The organism is Tardiphaga sp. 862_B3_N4_1, assembly GCF_051811085.1.
Classification (GTDB): domain Bacteria; phylum Pseudomonadota; class Alphaproteobacteria; order Rhizobiales; family Xanthobacteraceae; genus Tardiphaga; species Tardiphaga robiniae.
Genome location: NZ_JBPWQB010000002.1, coordinates 596753 through 622840 on the forward strand (window position 1 = coordinate 596753; position 26088 = coordinate 622840).

22 protein-coding genes are annotated in these 26088 nt (G+C 62.7%); 11 read left to right on the forward strand and 11 right to left on the reverse strand.

The genetic code is table 11. From position 1 onward, the window contains the following. Positions 1-23: 23 nt before the first annotated feature. Both AB8B02_RS20060 and AB8B02_RS20065 read right to left on the reverse strand, forming a co-directional pair. The gene (locus tag AB8B02_RS20060; RefSeq protein WP_439064979.1) at positions 24-1547 is read right to left on the reverse strand and encodes a permease; all 1524 of its coding nucleotides are present in this window, start codon (positions 1545-1547) and stop codon (positions 24-26) included. After that, positions 1544-2332 carry an ABC transporter ATP-binding protein gene (locus AB8B02_RS20065; protein WP_414716894.1) on the reverse strand — a complete coding sequence of 263 codons (789 nt, stop codon included), beginning with the start codon at positions 2330-2332 and terminating at the stop codon, positions 1544-1546. The genes AB8B02_RS20060 and AB8B02_RS20065 overlap by 4 nt, the downstream gene beginning before the upstream one ends. 226 nt (positions 2333-2558) lie before the next feature. Between AB8B02_RS20065 and AB8B02_RS20070 the strand changes: the two genes are divergently transcribed. From AB8B02_RS20070 to AB8B02_RS20085, 4 genes are all read left to right on the forward strand, one after another. Continuing rightward, a complete protein-coding gene (locus AB8B02_RS20070) occupies positions 2559-3254 on the forward strand; it encodes a Crp/Fnr family transcriptional regulator (RefSeq protein ID WP_439064980.1) in 696 nt (231 codons plus the stop codon). Between the two features lie 64 nt (positions 3255-3318). After that, positions 3319-3723, forward strand: coding sequence for a response regulator (locus tag AB8B02_RS20075; RefSeq protein ID WP_175365617.1), 405 nt, complete (start codon positions 3319-3321; stop codon positions 3721-3723). A 194-nt stretch (positions 3724-3917) separates the two neighbouring features. After that, positions 3918-5879, forward strand: coding sequence for a methyl-accepting chemotaxis protein (locus AB8B02_RS20080; protein WP_439064981.1), 1962 nt, complete (start codon positions 3918-3920; stop codon positions 5877-5879). A 201-nt stretch (positions 5880-6080) separates the two neighbouring features. After that, positions 6081-8159, forward strand: coding sequence for an ATP-dependent helicase (locus AB8B02_RS20085; RefSeq protein ID WP_439064982.1), 2079 nt, complete (start codon positions 6081-6083; stop codon positions 8157-8159). Here the strand turns inward: AB8B02_RS20085 and AB8B02_RS20090 are convergent. After that, positions 8156-9067, reverse strand: coding sequence for a LysR family transcriptional regulator (locus AB8B02_RS20090; RefSeq protein ID WP_184511936.1), 912 nt, complete (start codon positions 9065-9067; stop codon positions 8156-8158). The two genes, AB8B02_RS20085 and AB8B02_RS20090, sit on opposite strands and share 4 nt — an antisense overlap. A gap of 127 nt (positions 9068-9194) precedes the next feature. On the opposite strand from AB8B02_RS20090, the gene AB8B02_RS20095 reads away from it, so the two are divergent. Next, on the forward strand, positions 9195-10136 hold the full coding sequence (locus tag AB8B02_RS20095; protein WP_439064983.1) for a ring-cleaving dioxygenase: 942 nt from the start codon (positions 9195-9197) through the stop codon (positions 10134-10136). Then, the gene (locus AB8B02_RS20100; RefSeq protein WP_439064984.1) at positions 10133-10771 is read left to right on the forward strand and encodes an alpha/beta hydrolase; all 639 of its coding nucleotides are present in this window, start codon (positions 10133-10135) and stop codon (positions 10769-10771) included. The genes AB8B02_RS20095 and AB8B02_RS20100 overlap by 4 nt, the downstream gene beginning before the upstream one ends. A 174-nt stretch (positions 10772-10945) precedes the next feature. Here the strand turns inward: AB8B02_RS20100 and AB8B02_RS20105 are convergent, their stop codons facing one another. The 3 genes from AB8B02_RS20105 to AB8B02_RS20115 all read right to left on the reverse strand — a co-directional run bounded on the left by AB8B02_RS20105 (position 10946) and on the right by AB8B02_RS20115 (position 14327). After that, the gene (locus AB8B02_RS20105) at positions 10946-12643 is read right to left on the reverse strand and encodes a thiamine pyrophosphate-binding protein (protein WP_439064985.1); all 1698 of its coding nucleotides are present in this window, start codon (positions 12641-12643) and stop codon (positions 10946-10948) included. A 208-nt stretch (positions 12644-12851) separates the two neighbouring features. After that, positions 12852-13175 (reverse strand): hypothetical protein, encoded by a 324-nt coding sequence (locus tag AB8B02_RS20110; protein ID WP_439064986.1) that lies wholly within the window; start codon positions 13173-13175, stop codon positions 12852-12854. 141 nt (positions 13176-13316) lie between these two features. Continuing rightward, a complete protein-coding gene (locus AB8B02_RS20115) occupies positions 13317-14327 on the reverse strand; it encodes a class 1 fructose-bisphosphatase (protein WP_439064987.1) in 1011 nt (336 codons plus the stop codon). A 155-nt stretch (positions 14328-14482) separates the two neighbouring features. Between AB8B02_RS20115 and AB8B02_RS20120 the strand changes: the two genes are divergently transcribed. Continuing rightward, on the forward strand, positions 14483-15454 hold the full coding sequence (locus AB8B02_RS20120; protein ID WP_175365608.1) for a LysR family transcriptional regulator: 972 nt from the start codon (positions 14483-14485) through the stop codon (positions 15452-15454). Positions 15455-15552: 98 nt separating this feature from the next. Then, positions 15553-16230: a heme oxygenase (biliverdin-producing) gene (locus AB8B02_RS20125; protein ID WP_439064988.1), complete on the forward strand. Its 678-nt coding sequence runs from the start codon at positions 15553-15555 to the stop codon at positions 16228-16230. Positions 16231-16389: 159 nt separating this feature from the next. Here the strand turns inward: AB8B02_RS20125 and hemF are convergent, their stop codons facing one another. Then, entirely contained in the window at positions 16390-17283 is an 894-nt protein-coding gene (gene hemF / locus AB8B02_RS20130; RefSeq protein ID WP_309943510.1) for an oxygen-dependent coproporphyrinogen oxidase, read from the reverse strand. Between the two features lie 189 nt (positions 17284-17472). Between hemF and hemE the strand changes: the two genes are divergently transcribed. Next, positions 17473-18519, forward strand: a complete 1047-nt coding sequence (hemE, locus tag AB8B02_RS20135) for a uroporphyrinogen decarboxylase (protein WP_439064989.1) — start codon at positions 17473-17475, stop codon at positions 18517-18519. 957 nt (positions 18520-19476) lie between these two features. On the opposite strand, the gene AB8B02_RS20140 is transcribed toward hemE, so the two are convergent. From AB8B02_RS20140 to AB8B02_RS20155, 4 genes are all read right to left on the reverse strand, one after another. Next, positions 19477-20487: a L,D-transpeptidase family protein gene (locus tag AB8B02_RS20140; RefSeq protein ID WP_439064990.1), complete on the reverse strand. Its 1011-nt coding sequence runs from the start codon at positions 20485-20487 to the stop codon at positions 19477-19479. A 112-nt stretch (positions 20488-20599) separates the two neighbouring features. Next, complete coding sequence (locus AB8B02_RS20145) at positions 20600-21319, reverse strand: ribonuclease activity regulator RraA (protein WP_089265949.1); 720 nt, start codon at positions 21317-21319, stop codon at positions 20600-20602. A 12-nt stretch (positions 21320-21331) separates the two neighbouring features. After that, the gene (gene araD / locus AB8B02_RS20150; protein ID WP_439064991.1) at positions 21332-23071 is read right to left on the reverse strand and encodes an L-arabinonate dehydratase; all 1740 of its coding nucleotides are present in this window, start codon (positions 23069-23071) and stop codon (positions 21332-21334) included. Between the two features lie 97 nt (positions 23072-23168). Next, complete coding sequence (locus AB8B02_RS20155) at positions 23169-23654, reverse strand: MarR family winged helix-turn-helix transcriptional regulator (RefSeq protein ID WP_374725612.1); 486 nt, start codon at positions 23652-23654, stop codon at positions 23169-23171. 91 nt (positions 23655-23745) lie between these two features. On the opposite strand from AB8B02_RS20155, the gene AB8B02_RS20160 reads away from it, so the two are divergent. Continuing rightward, positions 23746-24531, forward strand: coding sequence for an SDR family NAD(P)-dependent oxidoreductase (locus tag AB8B02_RS20160; RefSeq protein ID WP_320445445.1), 786 nt, complete (start codon positions 23746-23748; stop codon positions 24529-24531). Between the two features lie 336 nt (positions 24532-24867). After that, a complete protein-coding gene (locus tag AB8B02_RS20165; RefSeq protein ID WP_089266254.1) occupies positions 24868-26067 on the forward strand; it encodes an ABC transporter substrate-binding protein in 1200 nt (399 codons plus the stop codon). Positions 26068-26088 lie beyond the last annotated feature (21 nt).

Sequence of the window (26088 nt, forward strand, 5' to 3'; positions counted from 1 at the left end):
TATCCGCGGGTGGCTTTGTTATTTCAGGTCCTGACAGGACTGATCTTCCACGTCAGCGCCATGAGACCTGCCGTCATGGCACCCGAGATCACCGAGGCAATCGGCAGCACCAGTGCCAGCGCCGCTGTCGCAGCCCAGCCGATCGACGAGAAAGCTTCGGCGAAGGTCGCAATGCGCGATGACGTCTGACGTCGCCTGAACTGGCTGCGCCGCGCCTGCACCCTGAACCAGAGCTGGATGGCGGTAGCCGATCCCGCGGCCACGACGGTCGCCAGCGCTGTCACTGCCGCCAGCCGCGGCGAGACCAGCGCGAGACCCACGACCATCGGCGTGAACACGACAGCTATGATGACCAGCACGACTTCGATCTTGGCCGTGATGATCGTGTTTGCCAGAAGCGGCGCGGTTGTGACCAGATCCGCAGCGTCCTCACCGGAGATCGTCAGCCAGGCTAAACCGCCGGCGAGCTGACCCGCGGCCATCACGATCACCGGCGCCAGCACGATGAACGCGCCTGCCCCCTCGCCGAAACTGCGCCACAGCATCAGGGCTGGCGGTAACAGATACAGCAGCTGCATCAGGGTTTGCGAGACCAGCCACGGATCGCGCCACAACAGGATAAACTCCTTGCGGCGCAAGGCGTTACGTCGAGAGCCCGGTCGAAACCGCCTTGCGACTTTCTTGCGTCGAACTTGCGCCAATGGTGCTGCACTGGCCACGTAGTTGCTGAATCGCGGCGAGAAGATCGCCATGGCGCTTCCCAGCAGGATCAATCCGGCCGCCAGCAGCGGCACCAGTGCTGCGATATCGCCAAGCATCGCGCGCGCGGGCCACCACACGACGCTGTCCGCCGCCGGCGCAAAGGCGGCTGCGGCATCGGAGGTCAGCACGGCGAAACGCGACAGCGTGCCGTAAGAGAGAATCGCCGCGACCTGCAATGCGATGACGAAACCTGCGCCCGTGACTGCAGAAATGATCTGTGCCACTAGCCGCGTCTTGGCAGGGCCGCAGAGCTGAAACAATCCGACAGTGATGGCGATAGCGCACGCAGACGCCGACAGGCCCATGGCAATGACGACGGCATAGGCGGAGAACCAGCGCGCACCGCCGCCGATCACCAGTACGTTGACAAACGGCGTCGCCAGCAACATCGCCATCAGGGTCACCGTCAATGCGATGGCTGCGATGCGGACGGAGAACAGGTTGGTGAGCGGCGCCGGCGACGACATGATGAGATCGAGATCGGCGCGCGCATAGAAGACGCGGGTGACGGACTCAATCGCCTGCGACAAAACGAGCGCCCAGGCGAGGAAGATACTGGCGGTGATGACAATCGCCGTCGATTGATCGAGCGGCGTCTGCACATCTGCGAAACGGCCGACCACCGCATAAGCCGGCAGATGCAGAAAGATCACGAAGACAATCAGCAGAAGCGAAACGCTGCGCGGACGCCAGCGACGGCCCGCCGTGAGCATGCCCAGCATCTCTCGCCACGCCAGCCGGACTTCATGGCCGGCAAACCACATCACGCTGGCGGATGGTGTCATGCGGCAACCGGCGCGCCGTCCACCAGCGCCACGAACATGTCCTCGAGGCTGGTGTCGCCCTGTCCGTTCTGCTGACGCAATTCGGCAAGCGTACCTTCGGCGATCAGCCTGCCTGCGGCGATCACACCGATCCGGTCGGCCATGCGTTCGGCGACTTCGAGAATATGCGTGGTCATGATCACGGTGCAGCCGGAGCGCACCCGATCCTGCAGCAGGCCTTTGACATGACGCGCCGACACGGCATCGAGCCCGGTCAAAGGTTCGTCGAGAATGATCAGCCGAGGTTCGTGCACCAGCGCGCCGGCCAGCGCTACCTTCTGGCGCATCCCCTTGGAGAAGCCTTCGCATCGCTCATGCAGATGTGGACCAAGACCTAGCGATGCCAACAATTCATGCGACGTGCGCTCTGCCGTTTCAGCATCGCAGCCCCACAAGCCGGCAACGAATTCGAGATATTCGAGCGGCGTCAGCTTGTCATAGATCATCGGCTCATCGGACACCCAGGCCATGATCTGTTTCGCTGCCACCGGATCGGCGAGCGCGTCGATACCAAGTATCGACACCGATCCGGCATCGGGACGCAGCAATCCCGCGACCATGCGCAATGTCGTCGTCTTGCCGGCTCCGTTGGCGCCCAGCAGCGCATAGAACTCGCCAGCACGAACCGTGAGATCAAGTCCGTCGACAGCTGGCCGATCGAAACGTTTCGTTAACCCTCGCAATTCGAGGGCAGCGTGTGTTGCGGACATGACAGACGATCTGCGCGTTAAGTTGCGTAGCAACATGGAGGGAAGTTGTTTCAGGGCAGTGAATCCGATGACATAACTACGCCGCCTCACGCGCCTGGTGGTATCTATGTGCACATCGGGATTGATGCCTCCATCAATCCTCCCACTCACGCATGTGCGTTTGTGATCTCTTATGCCGGCAATTTAACTAGATCTGAGGGGAACAATACAACCCTGAATAGATTTACGCTGACCTGCAAAGATCGATCTCCGGAGATTCGCGATGACACGGCTAGCTGCCTTGAAGGTTCCTGCTGTAGCCGAGTTCGATGCGCCGTATTTTCTGACCTGTCCCGGCATCGGAAGGGTCACGGCCGACTACAAGAAAAACCAGAACATCTTTTGTCAGGGTGAGACGGCAGATTCTGTTTGCTACATCCTGAGCGGACGTATCAAGCTCACGGTCCTGTCCGAACAAGGCAAGGAAGCCGTCGTCGGCCTGCTCGAACCCGGACAGTTCCTGGGTGAGGGTTGCCTGAATGGTCATCCGCTGCGCACCGTCACAACGACGGCGATGGAAGACTGCACCATTGTTACCATCAGCAAGTCGGTGATGCTCGCCCATCTGCGCGACGAGCCAGCTTTCGCAGAATTCTTCGTCGCCTATCTTCTGTCGCGCAACAACCGCATCGAAGAAGACTTGATCGATCAGTTGTTCAATTCAAGCGAGAAGCGCCTCGCGCGCCTGTTGCTGATCCTCGCTCACTATGGCGAGGGAGGCGCCAGCCATCCCATCGATATCGACATCAGTCAGGAAATGCTGGCGGAGATGATCGGCACCACGCGGTCGCGCGTCAGCTTCTTCATGAACAAGTTTCGCAAGCTCGGCTTCGTCAGCTATGACGGACATATTCAGGTCCACAGGTCGCTGCTCGATGCGGCGTTTAACGAGAAGCCACATTTGCAACGTGGCATGTAGCGATGCGTGCGTAACCAGACAACCATGCTCCGCACTGGCGCGACGGCATCCGGGGGACCGGCAGATGGCAAGCATCCTGATCGTCGACGATGACAAGGTCGTTCAGATCTTCACCAAATTGATGCTTGAGCGCGAAGGCCACCGCGTCACCTGCGCGAGCGACGGCCCGCGCGCGCGCCACATTCTCCGCAACGCCGATTTCGATCTGCTCATCATCGATATCTTCATGCCCGGGATGAACGGGCTCGAGACGATGAAGCTGGCGCATCGGTGCCGTCCGGAGATCCCGATCATCGTCATGTCAGGTCACGCGGCCTCACCGGCAGGCGTGTCCGCGCCCGATTTTCTCGCGATGTCCACCGAGCTCGGCGCCGTCTGTCGCCTCCAGAAGCCCCTCAAATCAGCAGTTCTTCTCTCGCACGTGGACCGGTGCCTTGCGCCGGGGAATGGCTCGTCTCGGCTCCACTAGTATCGTCGCACATTCGATCACGACTGATGCTGGCATCGCCCGAAGCCAAAATCTGCTGCGGCATAATGGAACCATGATACCAGGATACCTACACATCAGAGGTAATTAAGAGCTCCTTCACTCGGCTTCCCTATTTTCACGTGGAATTTCAGTGCCGCAGCAAAATTGCTTGTCGCGGTCCAAGGGGCATGTCGATGCAAGCACTCAATTCTATTTCAGCACGTATGATTGTCGCCATCACGCTCGTCGCTGCCGGATCGTGCGGCGCGCTCGCTGCCTTCAGCATGTGGCAGCAACAGGCGATCATCGACACAGCCCTTAGTCGCGAGGCGCATGACGACTACGCCAATCTCACGGCAGCGCTGAATGCCGAAACGCGCACGCTGCTCGCGGTTGCCGAGTCGATCGCGTCGTCACAGCCGATCAAGGACGCCATCAAGGCGAACGATCGTGCCAGTGCGCTCGCGAATCTGAAGGAGGCCCATCAGCGTATCAAGCCGCGCGGCCTCGAACTGATCACCATTCAAACACCGCCGGCCATCAGCTTCGCCCGCATCCACAATCCCGGCACCTTCGGAGACAACGTTTCCGAACGCCGCAAGATGGTGGTGCAGGCGATGACCAGCAAGAAGTCGGTCGGCGGCATCGAGCCCGGCCGTGATGCGCTCAACGTCTTTGGCGTAGCACCGGCGATGGATGGTGATACCATTCTCGGCACGATCGATGTCGGCGCTCCGTTCGGCAAGACTTTCGTCGACACCATGAAGTCGCGTTTCGGTGTCGATGTCGGCATTCACCAGATCGACGGCCAGGCCGGCAAGACGCTGGCGTCCACCCTGAAGTCGGCTGCTCCGGGGGTCGATATGCTGCGTCGCGCGCTTGCCGGCGAAGTTGTGACCCAATATGGCGAACTCGACAACAAGCCCGTTGCCACGACCTTCGGCGCAATCAAGAGCTTTTCGGGCGACAACATCGCCGTCTTCGAAATCACCCGTGATACCAGCGGATATCACAGCCTGATGCGATCCTCGCTGAATTGGCTGGCCATCATTTCTGCCTGCGTGCTGCTGCTCGCCGGTGCCATCGCAACCTTCATGGGCCGCTCGATGGCGAAGCCGATCCGCGCACTCGAAACTGCGATGCGGACCATTGCGGGCGGTAATCACACGATCGCGGTGCCGGGTGCAGGCCGCAAGGACGAGATCGGCTCGATGGCCGGCGCCGTCGAAATCTTCAAGACCGGGCTGATCGAAACCGAGCAGCTGCGGGCCGCCCAGGAAGAGCAGCGCGAGCGCGCCCAGCTTGATCGCCGCGACACCATGAGTGCTCTCGCCTCGCGCTTCGAGGGCAGCGTTGGTACCGTAGTCACCGCCGTCGGTTCGGCTGCCGGCGAACTCCGCAACACCGCGCAATCGATGGCGGCCACCGCCGAGGAATCGACCCGGCAGACCGCAGCCGTCGCAGCAGCGTCCGAGGAGGCCACGCAGAGCGCACAGGCGGTCGCCGCTGCTATCGAGGAGCTCAACGCCTCGATCAGCGAGATCGCACAGCAGGTCAACGAATCTGCCCGCGTCGCCGGCGATGCGGTATCGCAGGCCAACGTCACCAATAGCGAAGTGCAGAGCCTTGCGGAGGCCGCGCAGAAGATCGGTGACGTCGTCAAGCTGATTAGCGAGATCGCTGCGCAGACCAACCTGCTCGCACTCAACGCCACCATCGAAGCGGCACGGGCGGGTGAAGCCGGCCGCGGCTTCGCCGTCGTCGCTTCCGAAGTGAAAGCCCTGGCCACCCAGACGTCGAAGGCAACGGACGAAATCTCGGCACAGGTCGGCGCGATTCAGAGTGCCACGAAGCTCTCGGTGGGTTCGATCCAAAGCATTACCTCGACCATCGGCCGCGTCAGCGAGATCGCAAGCGCCATCGCCGCCGCCGTCGAGGAACAGGGCGCAGCCACGCTCGAAATCGCCCGCAACGTCGCCGAAGCCGCCCGCGGCACCGGCGAGGTCTCGCAAAACATTGCCGGCGTCAATGACGCCGCCCGCGAGACCGGCCTCGCCGCGTCGCGCGTGGTGGAATCGGCCGCGGACCTGTCACGCAACGGCGAAGATCTGCGCACGCAGGTCGATGTGTTCCTCCGCGAAGTACGGGCGGCTTAAGCCGCTACAAATTCGGATGTCATCGCCCGGCTTGACCGGGCGATCCAGTACAAGGCGCCGTCAGCGCATTTCGCAAGCAACCGCGTTTACTGGATCACCCGCTTTCGCGGGTGATGACAGCTGAGAAAAAAGCGCCTCAAACCGTCCATTGCGAACAAAGCGGGAATCAGCGAGCGTGATTCGTCACCTCGGATACATGCCTTGCTCGCTCAAGCCTCTTATCTCGACGCCCTCAATCCAGAACAACGCCGTGCCGTCGAGCATGGCGTGTTCCCGCATGGGAACAGCATCACGTCTGCTCCGCTGTTGGTCATCGCCGGTGCCGGTTCCGGCAAGACCAACACCCTCGCCCACCGCGTCGCGCATCTGCTCGTCAACGGCGCCGATCCGCGCCGCATCCTGCTGATGACCTTCTCACGGCGCGCGGCCAGCGAGATGAGCCGCCGCGTCGAGCGCATCGCGCGCCAAGTGATGGGCGACAATGCCGGCGTCATGACCGATGCGCTGGCCTGGGCTGGCACATTCCATGGCATCGGCGCGCGGCTGCTGCGGGACTATGCCGAACAAATCGGACTCGATCCCGGTTTCACCATTCACGACCGCGAGGATTCCGCCGACCTGATGAATCTGGTCCGGCACGAACTCGGCTTCTCCAAAACCGAGACGCGCTTCCCGACAAAAGGCACATGCCTCGCGATCTATTCCCGCTGCGTCAATTCCGAGACCGAACTCGATCAGGTGCTCGGCGCGTCCTATCCGTGGTGCGCGGCGTGGTCAGCCGAGCTGCGCGAACTGTTCGCCGGCTATGTCGAAGCCAAGCAGAAGCAGAACGTGCTCGATTACGACGACCTGCTTCTGTACTGGGCGCAGATGGCGAGCGAACCGCTACTGGCTAGCGATATCGGCGGTCGCTTCGATCACGTGCTCGTGGACGAATATCAGGACACCAACCGCCTGCAATCGGCGATCCTGATGGCTTTGAAGCCCAACGGGGCGGGCCTCACGGTTGTCGGCGATGACGCGCAGTCGATCTATTCGTTTCGCGCCGCCACCGTACGCAACATTCTGGATTTCCCCGGGCAGTTCAGCCCGCCGGCTGACATCATCACGCTCGACCGCAACTATCGCTCTACGCAACCGATCCTGGCGGCGGCCAATGGCGTGATCGATCTTGCGCGCGAGCGCTTCACCAAAAATCTCTGGACCGACCGCGTCTCCTCCGCCAAGCCGCAACTCGTCACCATCCGGGACGAGACCGATCAGGCCCGCGCCATCGTCGCGCGCGTGCTCGACAATCGCGAAGGCGGCATGAAGCTGAAGGAACAGGCCGTGCTGTTCCGGACGTCGTCGCATAGCGGGTCGCTTGAGGTAGAGCTGACACGGCGGAACATTCCATTCGTCAAATTCGGCGGCCTGAAGTTTCTCGACGCCGCGCATGTGAAGGACATGCTGGCGCTGCTGCGTTTCGTGGAGAACCCACGTGACCGCGTCGCCGGTTTCCGGCTAATGCAATTGCTACCCGGTGTGGGACCTGCTTCCGCACAGCGCGCGCTGGATCACATGATCGCGGCACCCGATCCGATCGACGCCCTCGCTCACGCGCCGGCCCCGCCCCGCGCAGCAGCCGACTGGCGCGGCTTTGTCGAGGTCATCAGCGAGATCAAGTCACGCCGTGCGGGTTGGCCCGCCGAACTGGAACTGGCGCGACGCTGGTATGAGCCGCATCTCGATCGCATTCACGAGGATTCGCTGACGCGCCGCGCCGATCTGATCCAGCTCGAAGCGATCGCGTCAGGCTATCCGTCGCGCGAACGTTTTCTCACCGAACTCACGCTCGATCCGCCGGACGCGACCAGCGATCAGTCCGGCGTGCCGCTGCTCGACGAGGACTATCTGATCCTCTCGACCATCCATTCCGCCAAGGGGCAGGAATGGAAATCAGTCTATGTGCTGAATGTGGTCGATGGCTGCATGCCGTCGGATCTGGGCACCGGGACATCAGCCGAGATCGAAGAGGAACGTCGGCTACTCTATGTGGCGATGACGCGGGCCAAGGACGATCTGCATCTGATGGTGCCGCAGCGTTTCTTCACCCACGGCCAGCACGCACAAGGTGACCGACACGTCTATGCGTCGCGCACCCGCTTCATTCCGGAAGCGCTACTCGGCCTGTTCGAGCGCACAACCTGGCCGCAAGTGGCCGCCGCTGATCCCGCGCGCGCGGCAGCGCAGGGTGTGCGCATGGACATCAATTCGCGGATGCGCGCGATCTGGCGCTAGAGCTTCTCATCCCACTCCGGCACGCCGCTGAAGCGCGCCACCAGGAAATCGATGAACAGGCGCACCTTCACGGCGAGGTGCCGCGTCGGCGGATAGATCGCATAGAGCGTCAGCGGCGGCGCCTTGTAGGCGGAGAGTACACTGCGCAACGTCCCCGCACGCAACGCGTCGCCGGCAATGAAGGTCGGCAGCAACGCGACGCCCCTGCCCTTGATCGCGGCATCGCGCAGTACTTCAGCATTGTTGACGCAGAGTGTCCAGCTCGGCTGGATCCAATGATCGTTGCCATCCCTGCCGGTCAGCTTCCACTGATTGCCCGTGAGTAGGAAGCCATAGGTGAGCAGCGCGTGGCTGCGCAGATCCTCCGGCAGCTTCGGTGTGCCATGTTGCTTGAGATAGTCCGGCGACGCGCAAACCGCGCGATCGATGGCGACGATTTTTCGCGCGATGAGACTTGAAGACTCCAGGTCGGCGATGCGAAGCGTCACGTCGAAACCGCCCTGCATCGGGTCGACCTGATCGTCCGACAGCACAAGCTGGATCTGCAGCTCCGGACACTGCGCCATGAAATCGGCAATGGCAGGCCCGAGCTGCAGCGTGCCGAATGACATCGGCGCATTGACGCGCAGCAGTCCGCGCGGCGTCGATTGCGCCTGCGCCACCGCCTGATCGGCCGCATCGAGATCGGCGAGGATGGTCAGCGCGCGCTCGAAATAGGCCTGACCGTTCTCGGTCGCGCTGGCATGGCGCGTGGTGCGGTTGAGCAATTGCACGCCGAGGTCCTGTTCGAGCTCGCCGACATATTTCGAGATCGCCGAGCGCGACAGCCGCAGCTGCCGCCCTGCTTCGGAGAAGCTGCCGAGTTCGACGACTTTGACGAAGGCGCGCAGGCTGTTGAGCTTATCCATGGAGCATCCCGACTGTCCCCAATTCATAGACAGTCATGTCACAAATGGCCAGATTGTCTTTGAACGGGGATGACCCAATTATCCCGGCAACGGAAGACGAGACGCCTTCCCAACCAGGAGACAGACCATGTCAGGCATCCACCATGTCACCGCAATCGCCGGTAACGCCTTGCGGAATTTCGATTTTTACACCCGCGCGCTGGGCATGCGCTTCGTCAAGAAGACCGTCAATTTCGACGATCCGGGCACCTACCACTTCTACTACGGCGATGAGACCGGCAAGCCGGGCACCATCCTGACCTTTTTCCCGTGGGAACATGCAGCCCCCGGCCGCGGCGGCGTGGGCCAGACCCAGCAGACTTCGTTCCGGGTCCCTGCCCGCTCGCTCGGCTACTGGACGCATCGCTTCATCGAGAAGGGCATTGCCCATGAGGCGCTCGAAAAGCGCTTCGGCGAAGCCGTGCTGCCCTTCACCGATCCGGACGGCATGAGCCTCGCTCTGGTCGGCGTTGCCGGCGCGGAGAACGAGCCCGGCTGGAGCAGTGGCGACGTTCCGGCGGAGCACGCGATCCGCGGCTTCCATGGCGTGACGCTGCTGCTGGAGAAGGCCGAGAAGACCAGCGCGATCCTCACCGACGTGTTCGGCTTTAAGGAAACCGCGCGCGAAGGTTCGATCATCCGGCTGAGTGCCGACAGTGTCGAAGGCGGTATCGTCGATATCTATGAGGCCGGCGGTTTCCTGCCGGGTCGTCAGGGCCGCGGCTCGGTGCATCACATCGCCTTCCGCGCCGTCGATGACGCCGATCAACAGGTGATGGCCAACAAGCTGGTGAAGACCCACGGCCAGCAGCCGACGGAGCAGAAGGACCGCAACTACTTCCGCTCGGTCTATTTCCGCGAACCCGGCGGCGTGCTGTTCGAGATTGCGACCGACATCCCCGGCTTCGCCGTGGACGAGCCCGTCGAATCCCTCGGCGAGCATCTGAAACTGCCCGCGTTCCTCGAAAAGCATCGCGGCGAGATCGAGCGCGTATTGCCGGTGCTCGACACTGAAAAGGTGACGTCATGAGCAACGACCTGTCCCACATTCATCGCTTCGCGCCGGGCAACCGGCGCGAGGCAACGCCGCTCCTCCTGCTGCATGGCACCGGCGGTGACGAAAGCGACCTGCTCCCGCTCGGCGAGGCAATTGCGCCGGGCGCAGCACTGCTGTCGCCCCGCGGTCAGGTGCTGGAGCACGGCATGCCGCGCTTCTTCCGCCGGCTCGCCGAAGGCGTGTTCGACGAGGACGACGTAGTCAGACGCGCCAACGAGCTCGCGGACTTCGTAGTCGAAGCCCGCAAGCGCTACGGGCTCAAAGCACCGATCGCGCTCGGCTATTCCAACGGCGCTAATATCGCCGCGGCAATGATGCTGTTGCGCCCCGAGGCGCTGGCCGGCGGCATATTGTTGCGGGCGATGGTGCCGCTACGTGACGCGCCGATGGCAGATCTCGCAGCCAAGCCGGTACTGATCGTGTCGGGCCAATCCGACCCGATCATCCCGCCGAGCAATTCGCAACGGCTGGCTGTGATGCTGACAAAGGCGGGGGCCGATGTGCAGCATCGCACGTTGCCCGTCGGGCATCAGCTCTCGCAGGCGGATCTGACGATTGCGGAAGAATGGTTGGGGAATGTTGAAGCAACGAACCAAGCCGCGGCATAACCTCTCCCCGCCTGCGGGGAGAGGTCGAAGGCGAGCGCAGCGGAGCCTTCGGGTGAGGGGGAGTTAGTGGTTTGCGCTTAAGTGTATCATGCGCTCCCCCTCACCCGGCTTTCACGCGCTCCGCGCGCTTCAGCCGACCTCTCCCCGCCAAGCGGGGAGAGGTAAGAAGGCCAATTACAAGTTCGCGCCGCTGAACATCTCGCTGTACCAATCCGCGATCAGCTTTGGATTGATCCGGCCGTCGACGATGAACACGCCCTGCGCACCATCGGCGACCCAGGTCTTCACGGCATCGAGATCGGCGAGCGTCCGCACAACAACGCCATCGGCGCCATATCCGCGCGCGATGGCCGCAAAATCGGTCACCGGGAATTGCGCCATGCCGGCGTTGTAGCCTTCCGGCCCGAAGTGATGCACTTCGGCGCTATAGGCGCTGTCGTTATAGATGAAGATGCAGATGCGCTTCTTCAGCCGGACGGCAGTTTCAAGCTCCGCGATCGACATCAGGAAGCCGCCGTCACCGACCGCGAGCACTGTCAGCCGCTCCGGCTGCGTCACTGCCGCACCGATCGCGCCGGCAAGGCCGAGGCCGATGGACTGGAACGCGATCGGAATGCACCAGCCTTTATGATCGGGCGCGGAAATATAACGCGTCACCCAGCCGACGAAATGTCCACCGTCGACAACGACCGTGCGATCCTTCGGCAGGATATCGTCCATCGCCTTGCTCAGCGTGCGCGGATCGATGTGCTCGGCAGTGCTGGTGTCGTCATAGGCCAGATTATGATTGCCTCTGGCAGTCATCACCGCGGCAACCTCGGGCGTGCGCCAGCCGGCCTCGCTGGGCGGCGTCTTATCAAACGCCTGCAACACGGCAGTGGCCACAGCCGATGCATCGCCTTCGAGTTCGAGATCGACCGGGCGATGCACGCCGATGCGGCCCTTCTCGACATCGATCTGCACGAGCTGGGCATAGTCCGAAATCAGCTTGCCCTTCTTCGTGGTCCACATGTTCAGCGACATGCCGAAGGCGAGGATCATGTCGCTCTGCGCGATTAGCTCAGCCGTTGCTTTCGAGGAGAAGCCTCCGGCAACGCCGAGATTCCACGGATGACCGGAAAACATCCCATGCGCCTGCAACGACGTCGCCAGCAACGCGCCGATTCTGTCTGCCAGTTGAACCAGTAACGGCTGCGCATCGGCCACGACAGCGCCATGACCCGCCAGAATCAGCGGTCGCTTCGATGTCCGGATCGTCGCAACAAGTTCATCCAGCTTCGCCGGATTGATCGTGACCCGCGGCATGATCGGCAAATGCTTCTTGCCCATCGTCGCCGTCACCGGCATTTCCTGCACATTGATCGGCAGGCTGAGCACGACCGGCTTGCGCTCGCGCAGCGCCAACGACGCGGCCTTCCAGGTGTCGGCATACGCGCTCTGCGCATCGGCGATCTGCCGCCACTCGCCGCCGACCGCGTGAACAAGTTCCGACTGATTGAAGGCAAATGCCGACTGCTTGTCGCCGAGCACCACGTCACCTGCGAGAACGAGCAATGGCGTGTCGCTCTTGGCAGCTTCGCCGATGCCGGTGATCGCATTGGTGAGACCGGGCCCCGCCGTCACACTGACGATCGTGAGATCGCGCGTCAGACGCGCAGCCACATCGGCCATGCTCACCGCGCCGCCCTCATGGCGTGCAGCAACGAATTCGACGCCGAATTCGGTGAGGCCGAGTGTCACCTTGAAGTTTGCGCCCCCGACGAGGCCGAAACAGCGCTTGGCGCCGATGTCGGCGATCGCGCGTGCGACTTCGCGCCAGACGGTCGAATTGGCCGTGGTGTGGTCGAGAACTGCAGCGGATGAGGATGTCATGAGGTCACTTTGCACCGATCGCGATCTCCTCGACATTCAAGGATCGGGCCAAAGTAGTTTAGGTCTAAAGGAATTGCCATATGTCGATCGCGCTGGCCCAATCACGTGATCGGGAGAGCGGAACAGACGCAGAATTGCCATCTGCGGTGATCCGCAGTGGCCAATTCCGCGTAAATGCAGCCTTATTTAAGGGCAGATCGACTGGCGGCTACGCCCGTCCGGCGATCACCATGCTGTGCAAATCGTCAGCCATCTTCGGCGCAGCAGCGCCTTCAAGCGACGATCGCAGGGCCTCGATATCGGCATCCGGGACCGGGCGCCATCCGCAAGGGCACTGGCCGTCCTGATGGGCCGCCGCAACTTCGCGATAGGTCGCGCCGATCGCGGTTGCCAGAAGACGCATGACCACATCGGGCGCCAGACGCGAACTGTCGAGCACGCGGCAGAATGTCGTCATGATGGCCTGGTTGAGATAGGTCTGTGCCGAATTCTCGTCGGTGATATCAGAGACCTTGACCTGCTGCGGAAGCATGCGCGTATCCTTTGCGACCCCTGCGTTTGTCTAGGCCGCGGCCACATCATGCTCAACTTGTTTCGGGCTGGTTGGACTTAGAAGCCCTCAAGCCTGTCATGTTTTGAATGGCTCAAAACAGGATGTATCGTGCGCACACCGCTATTCAGCTGCAGCCTGCGCTTGTCCCGCGCTGGCATCGAGATGCATGGCCTCGATACGTCTCACCTTGCTGATCGAACCCATGATCAGCGGCACGCGCTGATGAATCGCCGTCGGCGCGAGATCGAGAATACGCACACGACCCGTGGTCGCACCGCCGCCGGCCTGTTCGACGATGAAAGCCATCGGATGCGCTTCATAGACGAGACGCAGCCGGCCATCGGCATAGCCCTTGCGCGCATCGGACGGATAGAGAAATACGCCGCCCCGGATCAGGATGCGATAGGCCTCGGCGACCAAGGCTGCGATCCAGCGCATGTTGAAATTCTTACCGCGCGGGCCTTCGACGCCGGCGAGACACTCTTCGACGAAATCGCGCACCGGTGCTTCCCAATGACGATGGTTGGACGCGTTGATCGCATATTCCGAACACTCGGCCGGGATCTGCACACGCACCCGAATGCGCTTGTAGCTCCCAGCGGCGCGATCGAGCGTGAAGATATCGACGCCGTCGCCGAGCGTGAGGACCAGCGAGGTCTGCGGGCCATAGACAACGAAACCGGCAGCGATCTGCGCGCTGCCTTTTTGCGTGAACGGCACAGCGCCCTTCGAGGTCGGCATGATCGAGAAGATCGTTCCGACCGTCATATTGGTTTCGATATTCGACGAACCATCGAGCGGGTCATAGGCAATGTCGAGCAACCCGCCGCTGTCACTTATATCCGCCGTCTCGGCTTCCTCAGAGGCCAGCGCGGCCCAGGACACCGGCTTCAGTGCCGCGCGAACGATCTCGTCGGCGCGGACATCGAGATCCTTCTGCACGTCGCCGTCGGCATTCTGCGCGCCCTGCGCCTCGCCGGTGATCCCGGCCAGCGTACCGCAGCCGATCAGGTCGGAGATTTCAATGGAGGCCTTGGCGAAGGCATCGACCGCAGCAGCCACCGCCAGCCGCAGCGGGTCCTGTCCGGCGTAGTCAGCCGTATATCGGGACAGGGGCATGTGGTCGGTCATCGCAATCTCCGCAAAATACTGGGCTCCTTCTGGCACATGGCCGCGTCCGGAGTGCCCGGGAATGGCAGAAATGGGCCATTTTGCCCACAGATATTGACCGGCTGGGCCAAATAAAGGAACTTTCGTAAAAATCAGGCGGCGAAAGTTTTCCTTATATGACGAAGCGCTTCCGCGACATTTCGATCCGCCAGCTGCGTGCACTGGCCGCCGTCGCCGCCAGCGGCAGCATTACGGCGGCAGCTTTGAAGCTGCGCCTGACACAGCCGGCAGTCACCTTGCAGCTGCGCAACCTGCAAGGCCTCGCCGGCCTGCCGCTGATCCAGCGCACCGGCGACGGGATGGTTCTGACCGATGCCGGCCGCGAGGTGCTGGCGCTGTCGGAACGGATCGAGGCGGCGATGGCCGCCTGCGCAACATCGCTGGACATGATGGCCGGCAAGACCGGTGGGCGCATCTCCATCGGCGCCGTCAGCACCGCGAAATACTTCGTGCCCTTCGCCATCTCGGCCTTCGCGAAGCTCCATCCCAAGATCGAGATCTTGCTGACGGTCGGCAATCGCGAGGAGACCATCGCAGGCCTGCGCAACTACGATCTCGATATCGCGATCATGGGCCGGCCGCCGGCCGGGATCGACATGGATGTGAACCTGATCGGCGATCATCCGCATGCGATCATCGCGCGAAGCGACCATCGCCTCGCGGGCAAGGCGCGCCTCTCCATGAGCGATCTCGCAGGCGAGACTTTCCTGACGCGCGAGCCCGGCTCGGGCACGCGCGGATTGATGGAGCAACTGTTCGAGAGCGCAGGCTTGCGCGCCACGATCGGCATGGAGATGGACAGCAACGAGACCATCAAACAGGCCGTGATGGCCGGGCTCGGCATCGCCTTCATCTCCGCGCATACGGTGGCCACCGAACTGGAGCAGCGGCGACTGGTGATGCTGGATGTGATCGGCCTGCCGATCATCCGGCAATGGTTCGTGCTCAACCGTAAGGACAAGGTGCTGCTGCCGCCGGCGCAGGCGATGCGCGCCTTCCTTGCCGCACAGGGCGCGCAGTTTCTGCCCGCGACGGAAACCGGCAAATCTGCGCCGGTACGCCGCAAGTCCCGCAGCCGCGCGCTGTAGCAACAGGCCTGGCCTCACCTTGTGGCATCCGGCGAGGGTGATATGGTGTCGCCAGCCCGAGCGCCAACACATCCATTTACCAATCATCGGAGAATTCAATGCCTGCTGTCTCGGCAGATAGCACTGCGCCCGTCAGCGTCGTGACCGCCCTTTATCTCGGCACCAAGGTGCTTCACACCGAAGCCGAGCGCTCCGGCATCATCAAGGACATGTTGCGCGGTGACGTCAGCCGCAAGGGCTATGTCCTGCTGCAACGAAACCTGCTGGCGGCCTATCAGGCGCTGGAAGCCGGACTTGAGAGCCATCGCGACACGCCTGTGCTCGCCGCACTCGCCCAGTATCGGCTCGATCGTGCATCGGCCATGCAAGCCGATCTCAATGTGCTGTGCGATGGCGATTTCTCGGCAGTGCCGATGCTGCCTGCCGGCGAAGCCTATGCCAAGCGCATCGCGGATGCCGCCAAGGGCGACGGCGAATTGCTGATTGCCCATGCCTATACGCGCTATCTCGGCGATCTCTCCGGCGGCCAGATTCTCAAGCGCCTGCTCGCCAAGAAGCCCGGCCTCGCGCCGGAGGAATTGTCGTTCTACGACTTCCCGGCCTATGCCGATCTCGCCGCGCTGAAGTCGGACTATCGCAACGCGCTCGATGAAGCCGGCAAGCTCTCCAAGAATCCGCAGGCGATCATCGATGAAGGCTCGGTCGCGTTCCAGCTCAACACGGATCTGTCCTGGGCCGTGCAGGGTGCGATCGAAGCGGAGCAGGTGGCTTCTTAGCCTCTCCCCGCCTGCGGGGACAGATCGACTTTCACATGCGAAGCATGTGGAAGACGGATGAGGGGGAGCCAGTGTTTCACTCTCTGGCTCCCCCTCATCCGTCTTGAATGACCTTCGGTCATTCAAGACACCTTCTCCCCGCGAGCGGGGAGAAGGAAATTACTTCCAGCTGACCAGCGGCGGCATCGAGCTCAGAATGTTCTCGACGTTGCCGCCGGTCTGCAGGCCGAACATCGTGCCCTTGTCGTAGAGCAGATTGAACTCGACATAGAGGCCGCGCGTTTCGAGCTGCTGCGCGCGCTCTTCCTCGGTCCAGGCTTCCTGCATCCGTGCACGCACGATGCGCGGATAGACATCGAGGAAGGCGGAGCCGACATCGCGCGTGAACGCGAAGTCCTTCTCGAAATCACCTGTGTTGAGCTGATCGTAGAAGATGCCGCCGACGCCGCGCGCCACGCCGCGATGCGGCAGGAAGAAGTAATCATCGGCCCAGGCCTTGAACTTCTTGTAGTAAGCGGGGTCATGCGCATCGCAGGCACCGCGCATCGCGTCGTGGAACGTGATCGTATCCGGCGCGTCGACCTTGCGCTGCTCGGGCAGCATCGGCGTCAGATCCGCGCCGCCGCCGAACCAGCCCACGGCCGTCGACAGGAAGCGCGTGTTCATGTGCACGGTCGGCACGCGCGGGCTGCGCGGATGCATGATCAGGCTGATGCTGCTGGAGACGTAATCGAGCTGCGATCCGCCGCCGGGCATTTGCCGCGCCATCTCCGGCGACAGCTTGCCGTTCGCGCTCGAGGTGTGGATGCCGATCTTCTCGAACAGGCGACCGCCCGAGAGGAAACCACCGACGCCGCCGCCGATGCCTGTCGCGCGGGTCCACGGCTTGTAGGTGAACGTGGCAGGCGTGCCCGGAAACAGCGCCTGCGGCGCCTCGCGCTCCAGCGCCTCGATCTCGGCGCAGATGCGGTCGCGGAGGGATTCGAACCAGACCTTGGCGCGGGTGCGGTTCTGTTCGATTTCTGGACTGACGATCGGGGTCATGATGTTCATGGTCTTTTCGCTCATGATGTTCGTACAGTCTATATGCCGCCTGCGGCGCGATGACACCTTGAGATGCGTCAAAACGTGAGGTGAATCGCCGGTTTTGCGGAATTGCCGCGCCTCGCCAAGAGCGAAGCGGCGGTGTATCAGAGGCGGCAAAATCATGCCTTTCGGCACCAGTTTCCGGAACCCAAGCATTTGACCCAGTCCACGCCCCGCAAGCCGTTCCTCGATGTCCTCGCCGGCCAGCGCCAGGCGGTGCCGCCGCTCTGGATGATGCGACAGGCCGGGCGTTATCTGCCTGAATATCGCGAGGTCCGCGCGCAGGCCGGTGGTTTCCTCGATCTGTGCTTCAATCCGGATTTCGCCACTGAAGTGACGCTGCAGCCGATCCGGCGTTTCGGCTTCGATGCCGCGATCATCTTCTCCGACATCCTGGTGATCCCTTATGCCCTTGGCCGCTCGGTCCGCTTCGAGGTCGGCGAAGGCCCGCGGCTCGATCCGCTGGACACGCCGGAAAAGGTCGCGACGCTCTCACCCGAGGCCGACTTCACGAAGCTTGAGCCGGTGTTCGAAGCACTGCGCCGCGTGCGCGCGCAGCTCGATCCGAAGATTACGCTGATCGGATTCTGCGGCGCGCCCTGGACCGTTGCGACCTACATGGTCGCCGGCAAGGGCACGCCGGATCAGGCGCCGGCGCGGATGATGGCCTATCGGCATCCGGAGGCCTTCGCAAAAATCATCGACACCATCGTCGAGAACTCGATCACTTACTTGCTCAGCCAGCTCAACGCCGGCGCCGATGTGCTGCAGATTTTCGATACCTGGGCCGGCATACTGCCCGCGGCGGAATTCCAGCGTTGGTCGGTGGAGCCGACCAAGCGCATCATCGCCGGCGTGCGCGCCAAGGTGCCGAATGCGAAGATCATCGGCTTCCCGCGCGGCGCCGGCGCGCTGCTGCCGAGTTATGTCGGCGCGACCGGTGTCGATGCCGTGAGCATCGACTGGGCCGCGGAGCCGTCCTTCGTGCGCGAGCGGGTGCAGAGCCACGTCGCCGTGCAGGGCAATCTCGATCCGCTGGTGCTGATTGCAGGCGGCGCGGCCCTCGATCGCGCCGTCGATGACGTGCTGGCCAACTACGCAAGCGGACGTTTCATCTTCAATCTCGGCCACGGCATCCAGCCGGAAACGCCAATCGCCCATGTGGAGCAGATGGTGAAGCGGGTGCGGGATTTCAGGGGATAGCATCTTCCTTCTCCCTCCCCCTTGCGGGGAGGGTGGCGCGTTGCGAGCGCAGCGAGCAAACGTGACGGGTGGGGGTGCCCCACGTGAGAGCGTCGCTTGTGGCTCCCCCACCCCGGCCTATCGGCCGACCCTCCCCACCTAGCGAAGCTTCGCTTCGCGCGGGGGAGGGATATTTCTGGCGCCGTCGCGCCATCGCAAACCGAGAATTTCAAACAGCCACGGCTCTTCAGACATGCGTCATCACCCCCATTGTTTGCGGCGCGGGGGCGCCGTCGTCGCTTGCATTCCCGCCCCTTGTGAGAGGGCGTGCGGAACGCCAGGTGCCCGTTGCACCCTTGGGCCTGATGCGATGCGGTCTTCCGCAATTGAGAGTGCATCAGGACTTTCGGAGGCGCCGAGCAAGTGCCCGACGTTCCGCCTGCGGTGTTTTTTCGGTTGCTTGCACATCTGCCATGGCGAACGGTCCCATCACCAAAATTAATGTCCCAGGGCGGAGGGACAGGGTAGCCGCAAAGCACTTGGCCGAACGCGTTTCGATTTGGTCGTCCGTCACACTGTCCAGGGCTCTGTCCATCCCAAGGTCGGCCGTCTCCTTGCCAGTGGCAGTGCTGGCGCAGATCCGTCCTGCCCGAAGACAGACGTCACCCCCAAACCGCGTAACGCCGCATCTCCGGCGTCCACCGCATCCTGCCCCGCGAACGTGACGATCGCGATCGCCCCTCTCGGTGGGGCAGGACGAAGGGGAATATAAACCCGATGGGGATGTTGTCAACGGAGAATAGGAAAAAATGTTTGGTGCAGGCTTGCCGCCCCACACCGTCATTCACCGCCACTCCAATTGGAGTGGCGGTGAATCCCAGCATGTTCAGCGCAAAACACTCCGGGATTCCGGGTTCGCGTGCGGCTGGCGCCGCCCACGCCCCGGAATGACGAGGAGGACGCGCAATACCGCGCGCACTACTTCGCCGCCTGCTTGCCGTCGACGAAGCTGACTTCCACACCCTTCTTCACGGATGCACCGAGGCGCTCCACGTCCCAGTTGGTCAGACGCACGCAGCCGTGGGAATCGCTCTTGCTGACGCGGGACGGATCCGACGTGCCGTGGATGCCATAACTCTTCTCCGACAGGCCGATCCACATGGCACCGACGGGATTGTTGGGGCCGCCATTGATGGTGAAGGGCTTCGACGATTCCACGCCCTTGAACTTGTATTTCGGATCGTAACGATAGACCGGGTTGGCGTGAACCGAGGTCACTTTCAGTGCACCCGATGGCGTCGGCTTCTCATCGCTGCCGACACTGGCGGCATAGAAGGCGAGCAACGCGCCGTCCTTGGCGAAGGCCTTCACGGTCTGGCGGACCTTGTCGACCTCGAGGCGGCTGACCTTGTCGGGCTTGCGATCCGAGAGCTTGACGATGGTGATGGTCTCACCGACCTTGTCGAACTTTGCTTTGGGATTGAGCGTCTCGAGCAGATCCTGGCTCATATGGAAGCGTTCGCCGAGGGCTTCGCGGGCGCTGGTGTAGTCCAGTTTCTTCAGCGATTTCATCTCTTCCATCTTGACCGGAAGCTTGTCGAGATATGGACCCTTCACGTCTTTCTCGGTCAGCACGTAATCGGTCATGACCGGTTCGGAGGACGCGGCCTGTAACTTGGTCCAGATCTCCGGTGTCAGCACCTTGCCGGGCGGCAGGTTGTTAGCCTCGGCGAAAGCCAGCAGCGCCTTCTCCACATTGTCGCCGAACATCCCGTCGATCTCGCCCGGCGAGAAATGCGCGCGGTCGAGCAGCACCTGGAGCTTCACCGCCAGCGGGCTGAGCTTCTCGTCGGGCGGCAGCTTGCCGGTGAAATTGGCGGCATTGATCGTCTCGGCATTGAAAGCCCTGGACGGCTTGTCGGAATCCTTGGCGAGGGCTGCGCCCTGCGCCAGCAGCGACAGTCCGACCGCGACGATGAGGCTGCGCATAGCGTCTCTTTCCGGCTGAGTGATGGATGATGCGCACCGGCGCATCTCTCCAAGACAAAGCCAAGAACCGCCTCTGGTTCCATCCTGACGCGATGCACGCCGTGATCGCGCCCTACCGCCCCTTCTCTTTCCGCCACGCCGCGAAATCCACCAGCGTCTGCTCATCCGTCGCGGGGTAAAGCCCGAAGATGCCCTTCCCCTTCTGGACCTGTTCGGTGACGAAATCCTCGAAGGCGGTCATCTCGAAGGCCTCGTTGGCGATCTCGTCGGCAAGATGCGCGGGGATGACGATGACGCCATCGCTGTCGCCGAGGATCACGTCGCCGGGAAACACCGGCGCATCGCCGCAGCCGATCGGGCCGTTGATCTCGATGGCCTGGTGCAGCGTCAGATTGGTCGGTGCGCTCGGACGATGGTGATAGGCGGGGAAGCCGAGTTTGGCGATCTCGGCGGAGTCGCGGAAGCCGCCATCGGTGATGACACCGGCAACGCCGCGCTGCGCCAGCCGGTTGATCAGGATCGCGCCAGCGGAGGCCGCACGCGCATCCTTGCGGCTGTCCATCACCAGCACCGCACCGGGCGGGCAATCCTCGACAGCCTTGCGCTGGGGATGCGAGCGATCCCTGAACACGTCGAGCTTGTTGAGATCCTCGCGCGCCGGCATGTAGCGCAGCGTGAAGGCCTCGCCGACCAGTGTCGGCTGGTTCGGTCCGAGCGGATGGACATCCTGGATGCACTGATTGCGGAAGCCGCGCTTGTAGAGCGCGGTGGCCACGGTGGCGGTGGAGATGGTCTTGAGTTTGGCGCGGGTCGCGTCGCTGAGCTTGGTCATGGGATCACTCACTCAATAAATCACGGGTTCTTTGACCGGCGCGCCGAAGTCGGTGCGCAGGAAGTCGAAGTCGCAGCCTTCATTGGCCTGCTGGATATGTTTGGTGAACATCCAGCCATAGCCGCGTTCGTAATTGCGCTCCGGGGCTTTCCACGCCGCGCGGCGCTTTTCCATTTCGGCATCGGAGATGTCGAGATTGATCGTGCGGGCATCGACGTCGAGGGTGATCATGTCGCCATTCTCGACCAGCGCCAGCGGGCCGCCGATGAAAGATTCCGGCGCCACATGCAGGATGCAGGCGCCGTAGCTGGTGCCGCTCATGCGTGCATCGCTCAGACGCACCATGTCGCGGATGCCCTGCTTCACCAGCTTCTTCGGGATCGGCAGCATGCCCCATTCCGGCATGCCCGGCCCGCCCTGCGGACCCGCATTGCGCAGGATCAACACATGATCGGCTGTGACGTCGAGGCTCTCGTCATCGATCGCTTTCTTCATGCTGGGATAGTCGTCGAACACCATCGCCGGGCCAGTATGCTTGAGGAAGCGCGGCTCGCAGGCTGACGGTTTGATGACGCAGCCATCGGGCGCGAGGTTGCCCTTCAGCACCGCGAGCGCACCCTCCGCATAGATCGGGTCCTTCACCGTTCGGATGACGTCGTCGTTATAGACTTCGGCACCGGCAATGTTCTCGCCCAGCGTCTTGCCGGTGACGGTCATCACGTCGAGATGCAGATGCTCCTTGATGCGGCTCATCAGTCCCGGCAGACCGCCCGCATAGAAGAAGTCCTCCATCAGATAGGTGTCGCCGGACGGGCGCACATTGGCGATCACCGGCACCTTGCGGCTGGCGATCTCGAAATCGTCGAGGCCGATATCCTGACCGGCGCGGCGCGCCTGCGCGATCAGATGGATGATCGCATTGGTCGAGCAGCCCATCGCCATCGCCACGGTGATCGCGTTCTCGAAGGCCTTGCGCGTCTGGATCTTCTGCGGTGTCAGATCTTCCCACACCATTTCGACGATGCGACGGCCGCATTCACTGGCCATGCGGATGTGACCGGCGTCTGCAGCGGGGATCGACGAGGCGCCGGGCAGCGTCATGCCGATGGATTCCGCAATCGCGGTCATGGTCGAGGCCGTGCCCATGGTCATGCATGTGCCATAACTTCTGGCGATGCCGCCCTCGACCTCGACCCACTCCTTGTCGGAGATCTTGCCGGCGCGGCGCTCGTCCCAGTATTTCCAGGCATCGGAGCCGGAGCCCAGCGTCTTGCCCTTCCAGTTGCCGCGCAGCATCGGGCCAGCCGGCAGATAGATCGCGGGATAGCCCGCGCTGGTGGCGCCGAGCAGCAGACCCGGTGTGGTCTTGTCGCAGCCGCCCATCAGCACCACGCCATCGACGGGATGGCCGCGCAACAGTTCCTCGGCGTCCATGGCCAGCATGTTGCGATAGAGCATCGTGGTCGGCTTCAGGAAGCTCTCCGACAGCGACAGCGCCGGCAGCTCCATCGGGAAGCCGCCGGCCATCAGGATGCCGCGCTTCACATCATCGACGCGGGTCTTGAAATGCATGTGGCACGGCTGCGCTTCCGACCAGGTATTGAGAATGGCGATGACGGGACGCCCGGCCCACTCCACCGGCGCATAGCCTTGCTGCATGGCGCGCGAGCGATGGCCGAAGGCACGCAGGTCGTCCGGCGCGAACCAGCGTGCGCTGCGGAGTTGATCGGGGGTCTTCTTGTGGCCCGGCATAATTCCATCCCTGTTTCTTTTTGCTTTGGCACGACTTACTTTTGCACGATGCGAACCGGTCAAGCCGGTCGAGTGTGCCGGATTCGACTGTAGCGGTTCAAGACCGCCTGGCCAATGTCCGGTCCGGCGTCTGTGCGTCTGCCAGCCGATGCGCTTCCAGTGCCTCGGCATAGAGCGCGAGACCTTCGGCCACCTTCTGACGCTGGGCCGGGGCCAGTTGCTGCAAGGCATTGGTGACCTGCCGCTGCCCATAGGCCTCGATCGCCTCGCGGGTCCGCCGCCCCTTGGCCGTCAGCAGCAGCCGCTTGACGCGGCCGTCGCCGGCACTGGCGGCTTCCTTCAATTCGCCGGCGTCGATCAGCTTGCGGATCATCCGGCTGACGCTGGATTTCTCCAGGCCGAGAAACGCCGATAATTCGACCGCGGTCATCGCCTCGCGCGCGCCGATCTCCAGCAGCGTATGCACCGCCGATGGCGGATAGTCGGTCGCTGCAACCGTTGCCTGCATGAAACCGAGTTCGCGCACCATCAGACGCGACGCGGCGCGGATGTGATCGATCAAATCGGCGTCAATATCGGACAATCGCAGGCTCCTTGACGATAGTTGCATGATACAACTATGTTGCTGGCGACGAATAACGACCGTGTTAGCACGATCCGTGCAAGGAATGATCATGACAACCAGCGCTGCCCAGTTCCGCCCCCGCGACCGCATGGCCGGACGCATCTGCCTCGTGACCGGCGGCGGCACCGGCATCGGCCGGGCGGCTGCGCTGCTGATGGCGCAGGAAGGCGCAGCTGCGGTGGTGATCGCAGGCCGTCGCGAGGCCGAGGGACAGGCCGCCGCCGACGACTGCGGCCGGTTCGGTGCCAAAACGCTGTTCGTGCGCACCGACGTAACCGAGGAGGCCGAGGTCGCCGGTCTGGTGAAGAGCGTGATGGACAGGTTCGGACGGCTCGACGTGGCCTTCAACAATGCCGGTTATCAGGAACGGCGCGCGCCGATCGAGCAGCAGACCGAGGCGGTCTATGACACCGTGTTCGATGCCAATGTCCGGTCGGTGTTTCTCGGCCTGAAGCATCAGATCCAGGCCATGGAGCTGAATGGCGGCGGCCGCATCGTCATCAATGCGTCTGTGAGCGGCATCCGCAATCCCAATCCCGGCCTTGCGCTGTATTCTGCCTCGAAAGCCGCGGTGATCTCACTGATGCGTTCGGCAGCGATGGAATGCGGGCCGCGCGGCATCCGCATCAATGCGGTGGCACCGGGGCGCGTCGTCACCGACATGATGCTCGCCTCGGGGATCGCCGACATGTCGGCCGTCGCAGCCGGCCTGCCTATCCGGCGTATGGGCCAGCCGCATGAAGTCGCCGAAGCCGTGGTGTGGCTCGCGTCTGACGATGCCGGCTACATCGTCGGCCATGTGCTATCAGCAGATGGCGGCTTCAGCGCGACCTGACGGCGGCCGCGCATCATTGCGTTGCAACAGACGAGCGGGACTGCAGAGCAGCACCGTGTGACTTGCAACAGCCAGGCCCTTGGCAACGTCCTTGCCATCGTCAAAGATCACAAGCCGATTGCCAAAGCCACCGCGACAGGTCAGCCTGAGGCGATGGAGATGGATCTGCGCGTCGCGCTCTGCCACTGCGCAACATCGGCATATGTCATGACGATCCGGAGTATCTGACCGACCAACGATATCACACACATGATCCGGCAACGACCGGGCGGACGAAACGGATGCCTGCATCAATGACAGGCACCGCAAAGGGAAAAACACAGGGAGGAAGTCAAGATGAGCATTTCTCGTCGTGGTATTCTATTGGGCGGCGCCGGCGCACTCGGCGCAGCAAGCTTTCCACTCGCACGTCCCGCCATTGCGCAATCGTCCGAACCGATCAAGATCGGCTGGCTCGCCGCCATGACCGGACCGAGTTCGGCGCCAACCGTCGGCTTCAACCGCGGCGTCACATTTGCCACGGAGGCCATCAATGCCGCCGGCGGCGTCAAGGGCCGCAAGATCGAGATCATCACCCGCGACACCCAAGGCGATCCGACCAAGGCCGTTAACGCCACCCAGGAACTGATCAGCCAGGCCAAGGTCCATGCGATCTGGGGGCCGGTGAATTCCGGCGAGGCACTGGCCACGACGCCATTGATGGCGCGCGCCAAGATGCCCGACCTGCATCCTTGCGTCGTCGATACGCTGATTGATCCCGCGAAATTCCCCGCCGCATTCCGCATCGCGCCATCCAACGGCCAGTGGGACGACGCTGTCAGGAACTACTGTCTCAAGGTGCTGAAAGTCAGCAAGATCGCCGTGATCGGCGACACCACCGGCTACGGCGTCACCGCGGTGAAAGCCTCGGTCGAGGCCTTCAAGAAAGACGGCGCGGATGTCGTCTACAGCGCCAATATCGACGCGACACAGCCCGACATGACGCCGGACATGCTGCGCGCCAAGAATGCCGCTGCGCAGGTCATCGTGGTGTGGAGTGTGTCCACCGGCATGGAAGCGCGCATGTTCAACACCCGCGCGTCGATGAACTGGGACGTTGCCTTTGTCGGCCATCCCTCGCTGGCATCCGGCGAACTCGCCAGCCTGATCGAGAAGCCCGCCAACTGGGAGAAGGTCTACGCCATTGGCTACAAGAGCTGCAGTTACGATTCAGCCGGCAAACTGCCGCCGAAGAGTCAGGATCTCGTCGATCGCCTGAACAAGGCCAAGGTGCCGCTGAACGACACGCTGCTGTGGTGGATTGCGGGCGGCATCGACGCGGTCGAGCTGATCGCCAGGGCTGTCGAGGCCAGCGGATCGACCGACAGCGAGGGCATCGTCAAATACTGGAACTCGCTGTCGAAATATCCCGGCTATTTCGGCAACTACTCGTTCTCGCCCACCCAGCATAACGGCTATCCGACCGACGAGATCGTCATGTCGGAAGCGCGTTCCGCCAAGAACGGCACCTTCGCCCTCGCCCCCGGCTACTCGTAAGCCGGCGCGAGGACGATACAC

Coding starts and splice junctions, on each gene's coding strand:
- AB8B02_RS20060 (WP_439064979.1), bottom strand. CDS start 1,547: ATGACACCATCCGCCAGCGTGATGTGGTTTGCCGGCCATGAAGTCCGG.
- AB8B02_RS20105 (WP_439064985.1), bottom strand. CDS start 12,643: ATGACATCCTCATCCGCTGCAGTTCTCGACCACACCACGGCCAATTCG.
- AB8B02_RS20070 (WP_439064980.1), top strand. CDS start 2,559: ATGACACGGCTAGCTGCCTTGAAGGTTCCTGCTGTAGCCGAGTTCGAT.
- AB8B02_RS20090 (WP_184511936.1), bottom strand. CDS start 9,067: ATGGATAAGCTCAACAGCCTGCGCGCCTTCGTCAAAGTCGTCGAACTC.
- AB8B02_RS20140 (WP_439064990.1), bottom strand. CDS start 20,487: ATGCGCAGCCTCATCGTCGCGGTCGGACTGTCGCTGCTGGCGCAGGGC.
- AB8B02_RS20100 (WP_439064984.1), top strand. CDS start 10,133: ATGAGCAACGACCTGTCCCACATTCATCGCTTCGCGCCGGGCAACCGG.
- hemF (WP_309943510.1), bottom strand. CDS start 17,283: ATGAACATCATGACCCCGATCGTCAGTCCAGAAATCGAACAGAACCGC.
- AB8B02_RS20165 (WP_089266254.1), top strand. CDS start 24,868: ATGAGCATTTCTCGTCGTGGTATTCTATTGGGCGGCGCCGGCGCACTC.
- AB8B02_RS20115 (WP_439064987.1), bottom strand. CDS start 14,327: ATGACCGACCACATGCCCCTGTCCCGATATACGGCTGACTACGCCGGA.
- AB8B02_RS20095 (WP_439064983.1), top strand. CDS start 9,195: ATGTCAGGCATCCACCATGTCACCGCAATCGCCGGTAACGCCTTGCGG.
- AB8B02_RS20160 (WP_320445445.1), top strand. CDS start 23,746: ATGACAACCAGCGCTGCCCAGTTCCGCCCCCGCGACCGCATGGCCGGA.
- AB8B02_RS20065 (WP_414716894.1), bottom strand. CDS start 2,332: ATGTTGCTACGCAACTTAACGCGCAGATCGTCTGTCATGTCCGCAACA.
- AB8B02_RS20120 (WP_175365608.1), top strand. CDS start 14,483: ATGACGAAGCGCTTCCGCGACATTTCGATCCGCCAGCTGCGTGCACTG.
- AB8B02_RS20075 (WP_175365617.1), top strand. CDS start 3,319: ATGGCAAGCATCCTGATCGTCGACGATGACAAGGTCGTTCAGATCTTC.
- AB8B02_RS20110 (WP_439064986.1), bottom strand. CDS start 13,175: ATGCTTCCGCAGCAGGTCAAGGTCTCTGATATCACCGACGAGAATTCG.
- AB8B02_RS20080 (WP_439064981.1), top strand. CDS start 3,918: ATGCAAGCACTCAATTCTATTTCAGCACGTATGATTGTCGCCATCACG.
- AB8B02_RS20145 (WP_089265949.1), bottom strand. CDS start 21,319: ATGACCAAGCTCAGCGACGCGACCCGCGCCAAACTCAAGACCATCTCC.
- araD (WP_439064991.1), bottom strand. CDS start 23,071: ATGCCGGGCCACAAGAAGACCCCCGATCAACTCCGCAGCGCACGCTGG.
- AB8B02_RS20125 (WP_439064988.1), top strand. CDS start 15,553: ATGCCTGCTGTCTCGGCAGATAGCACTGCGCCCGTCAGCGTCGTGACC.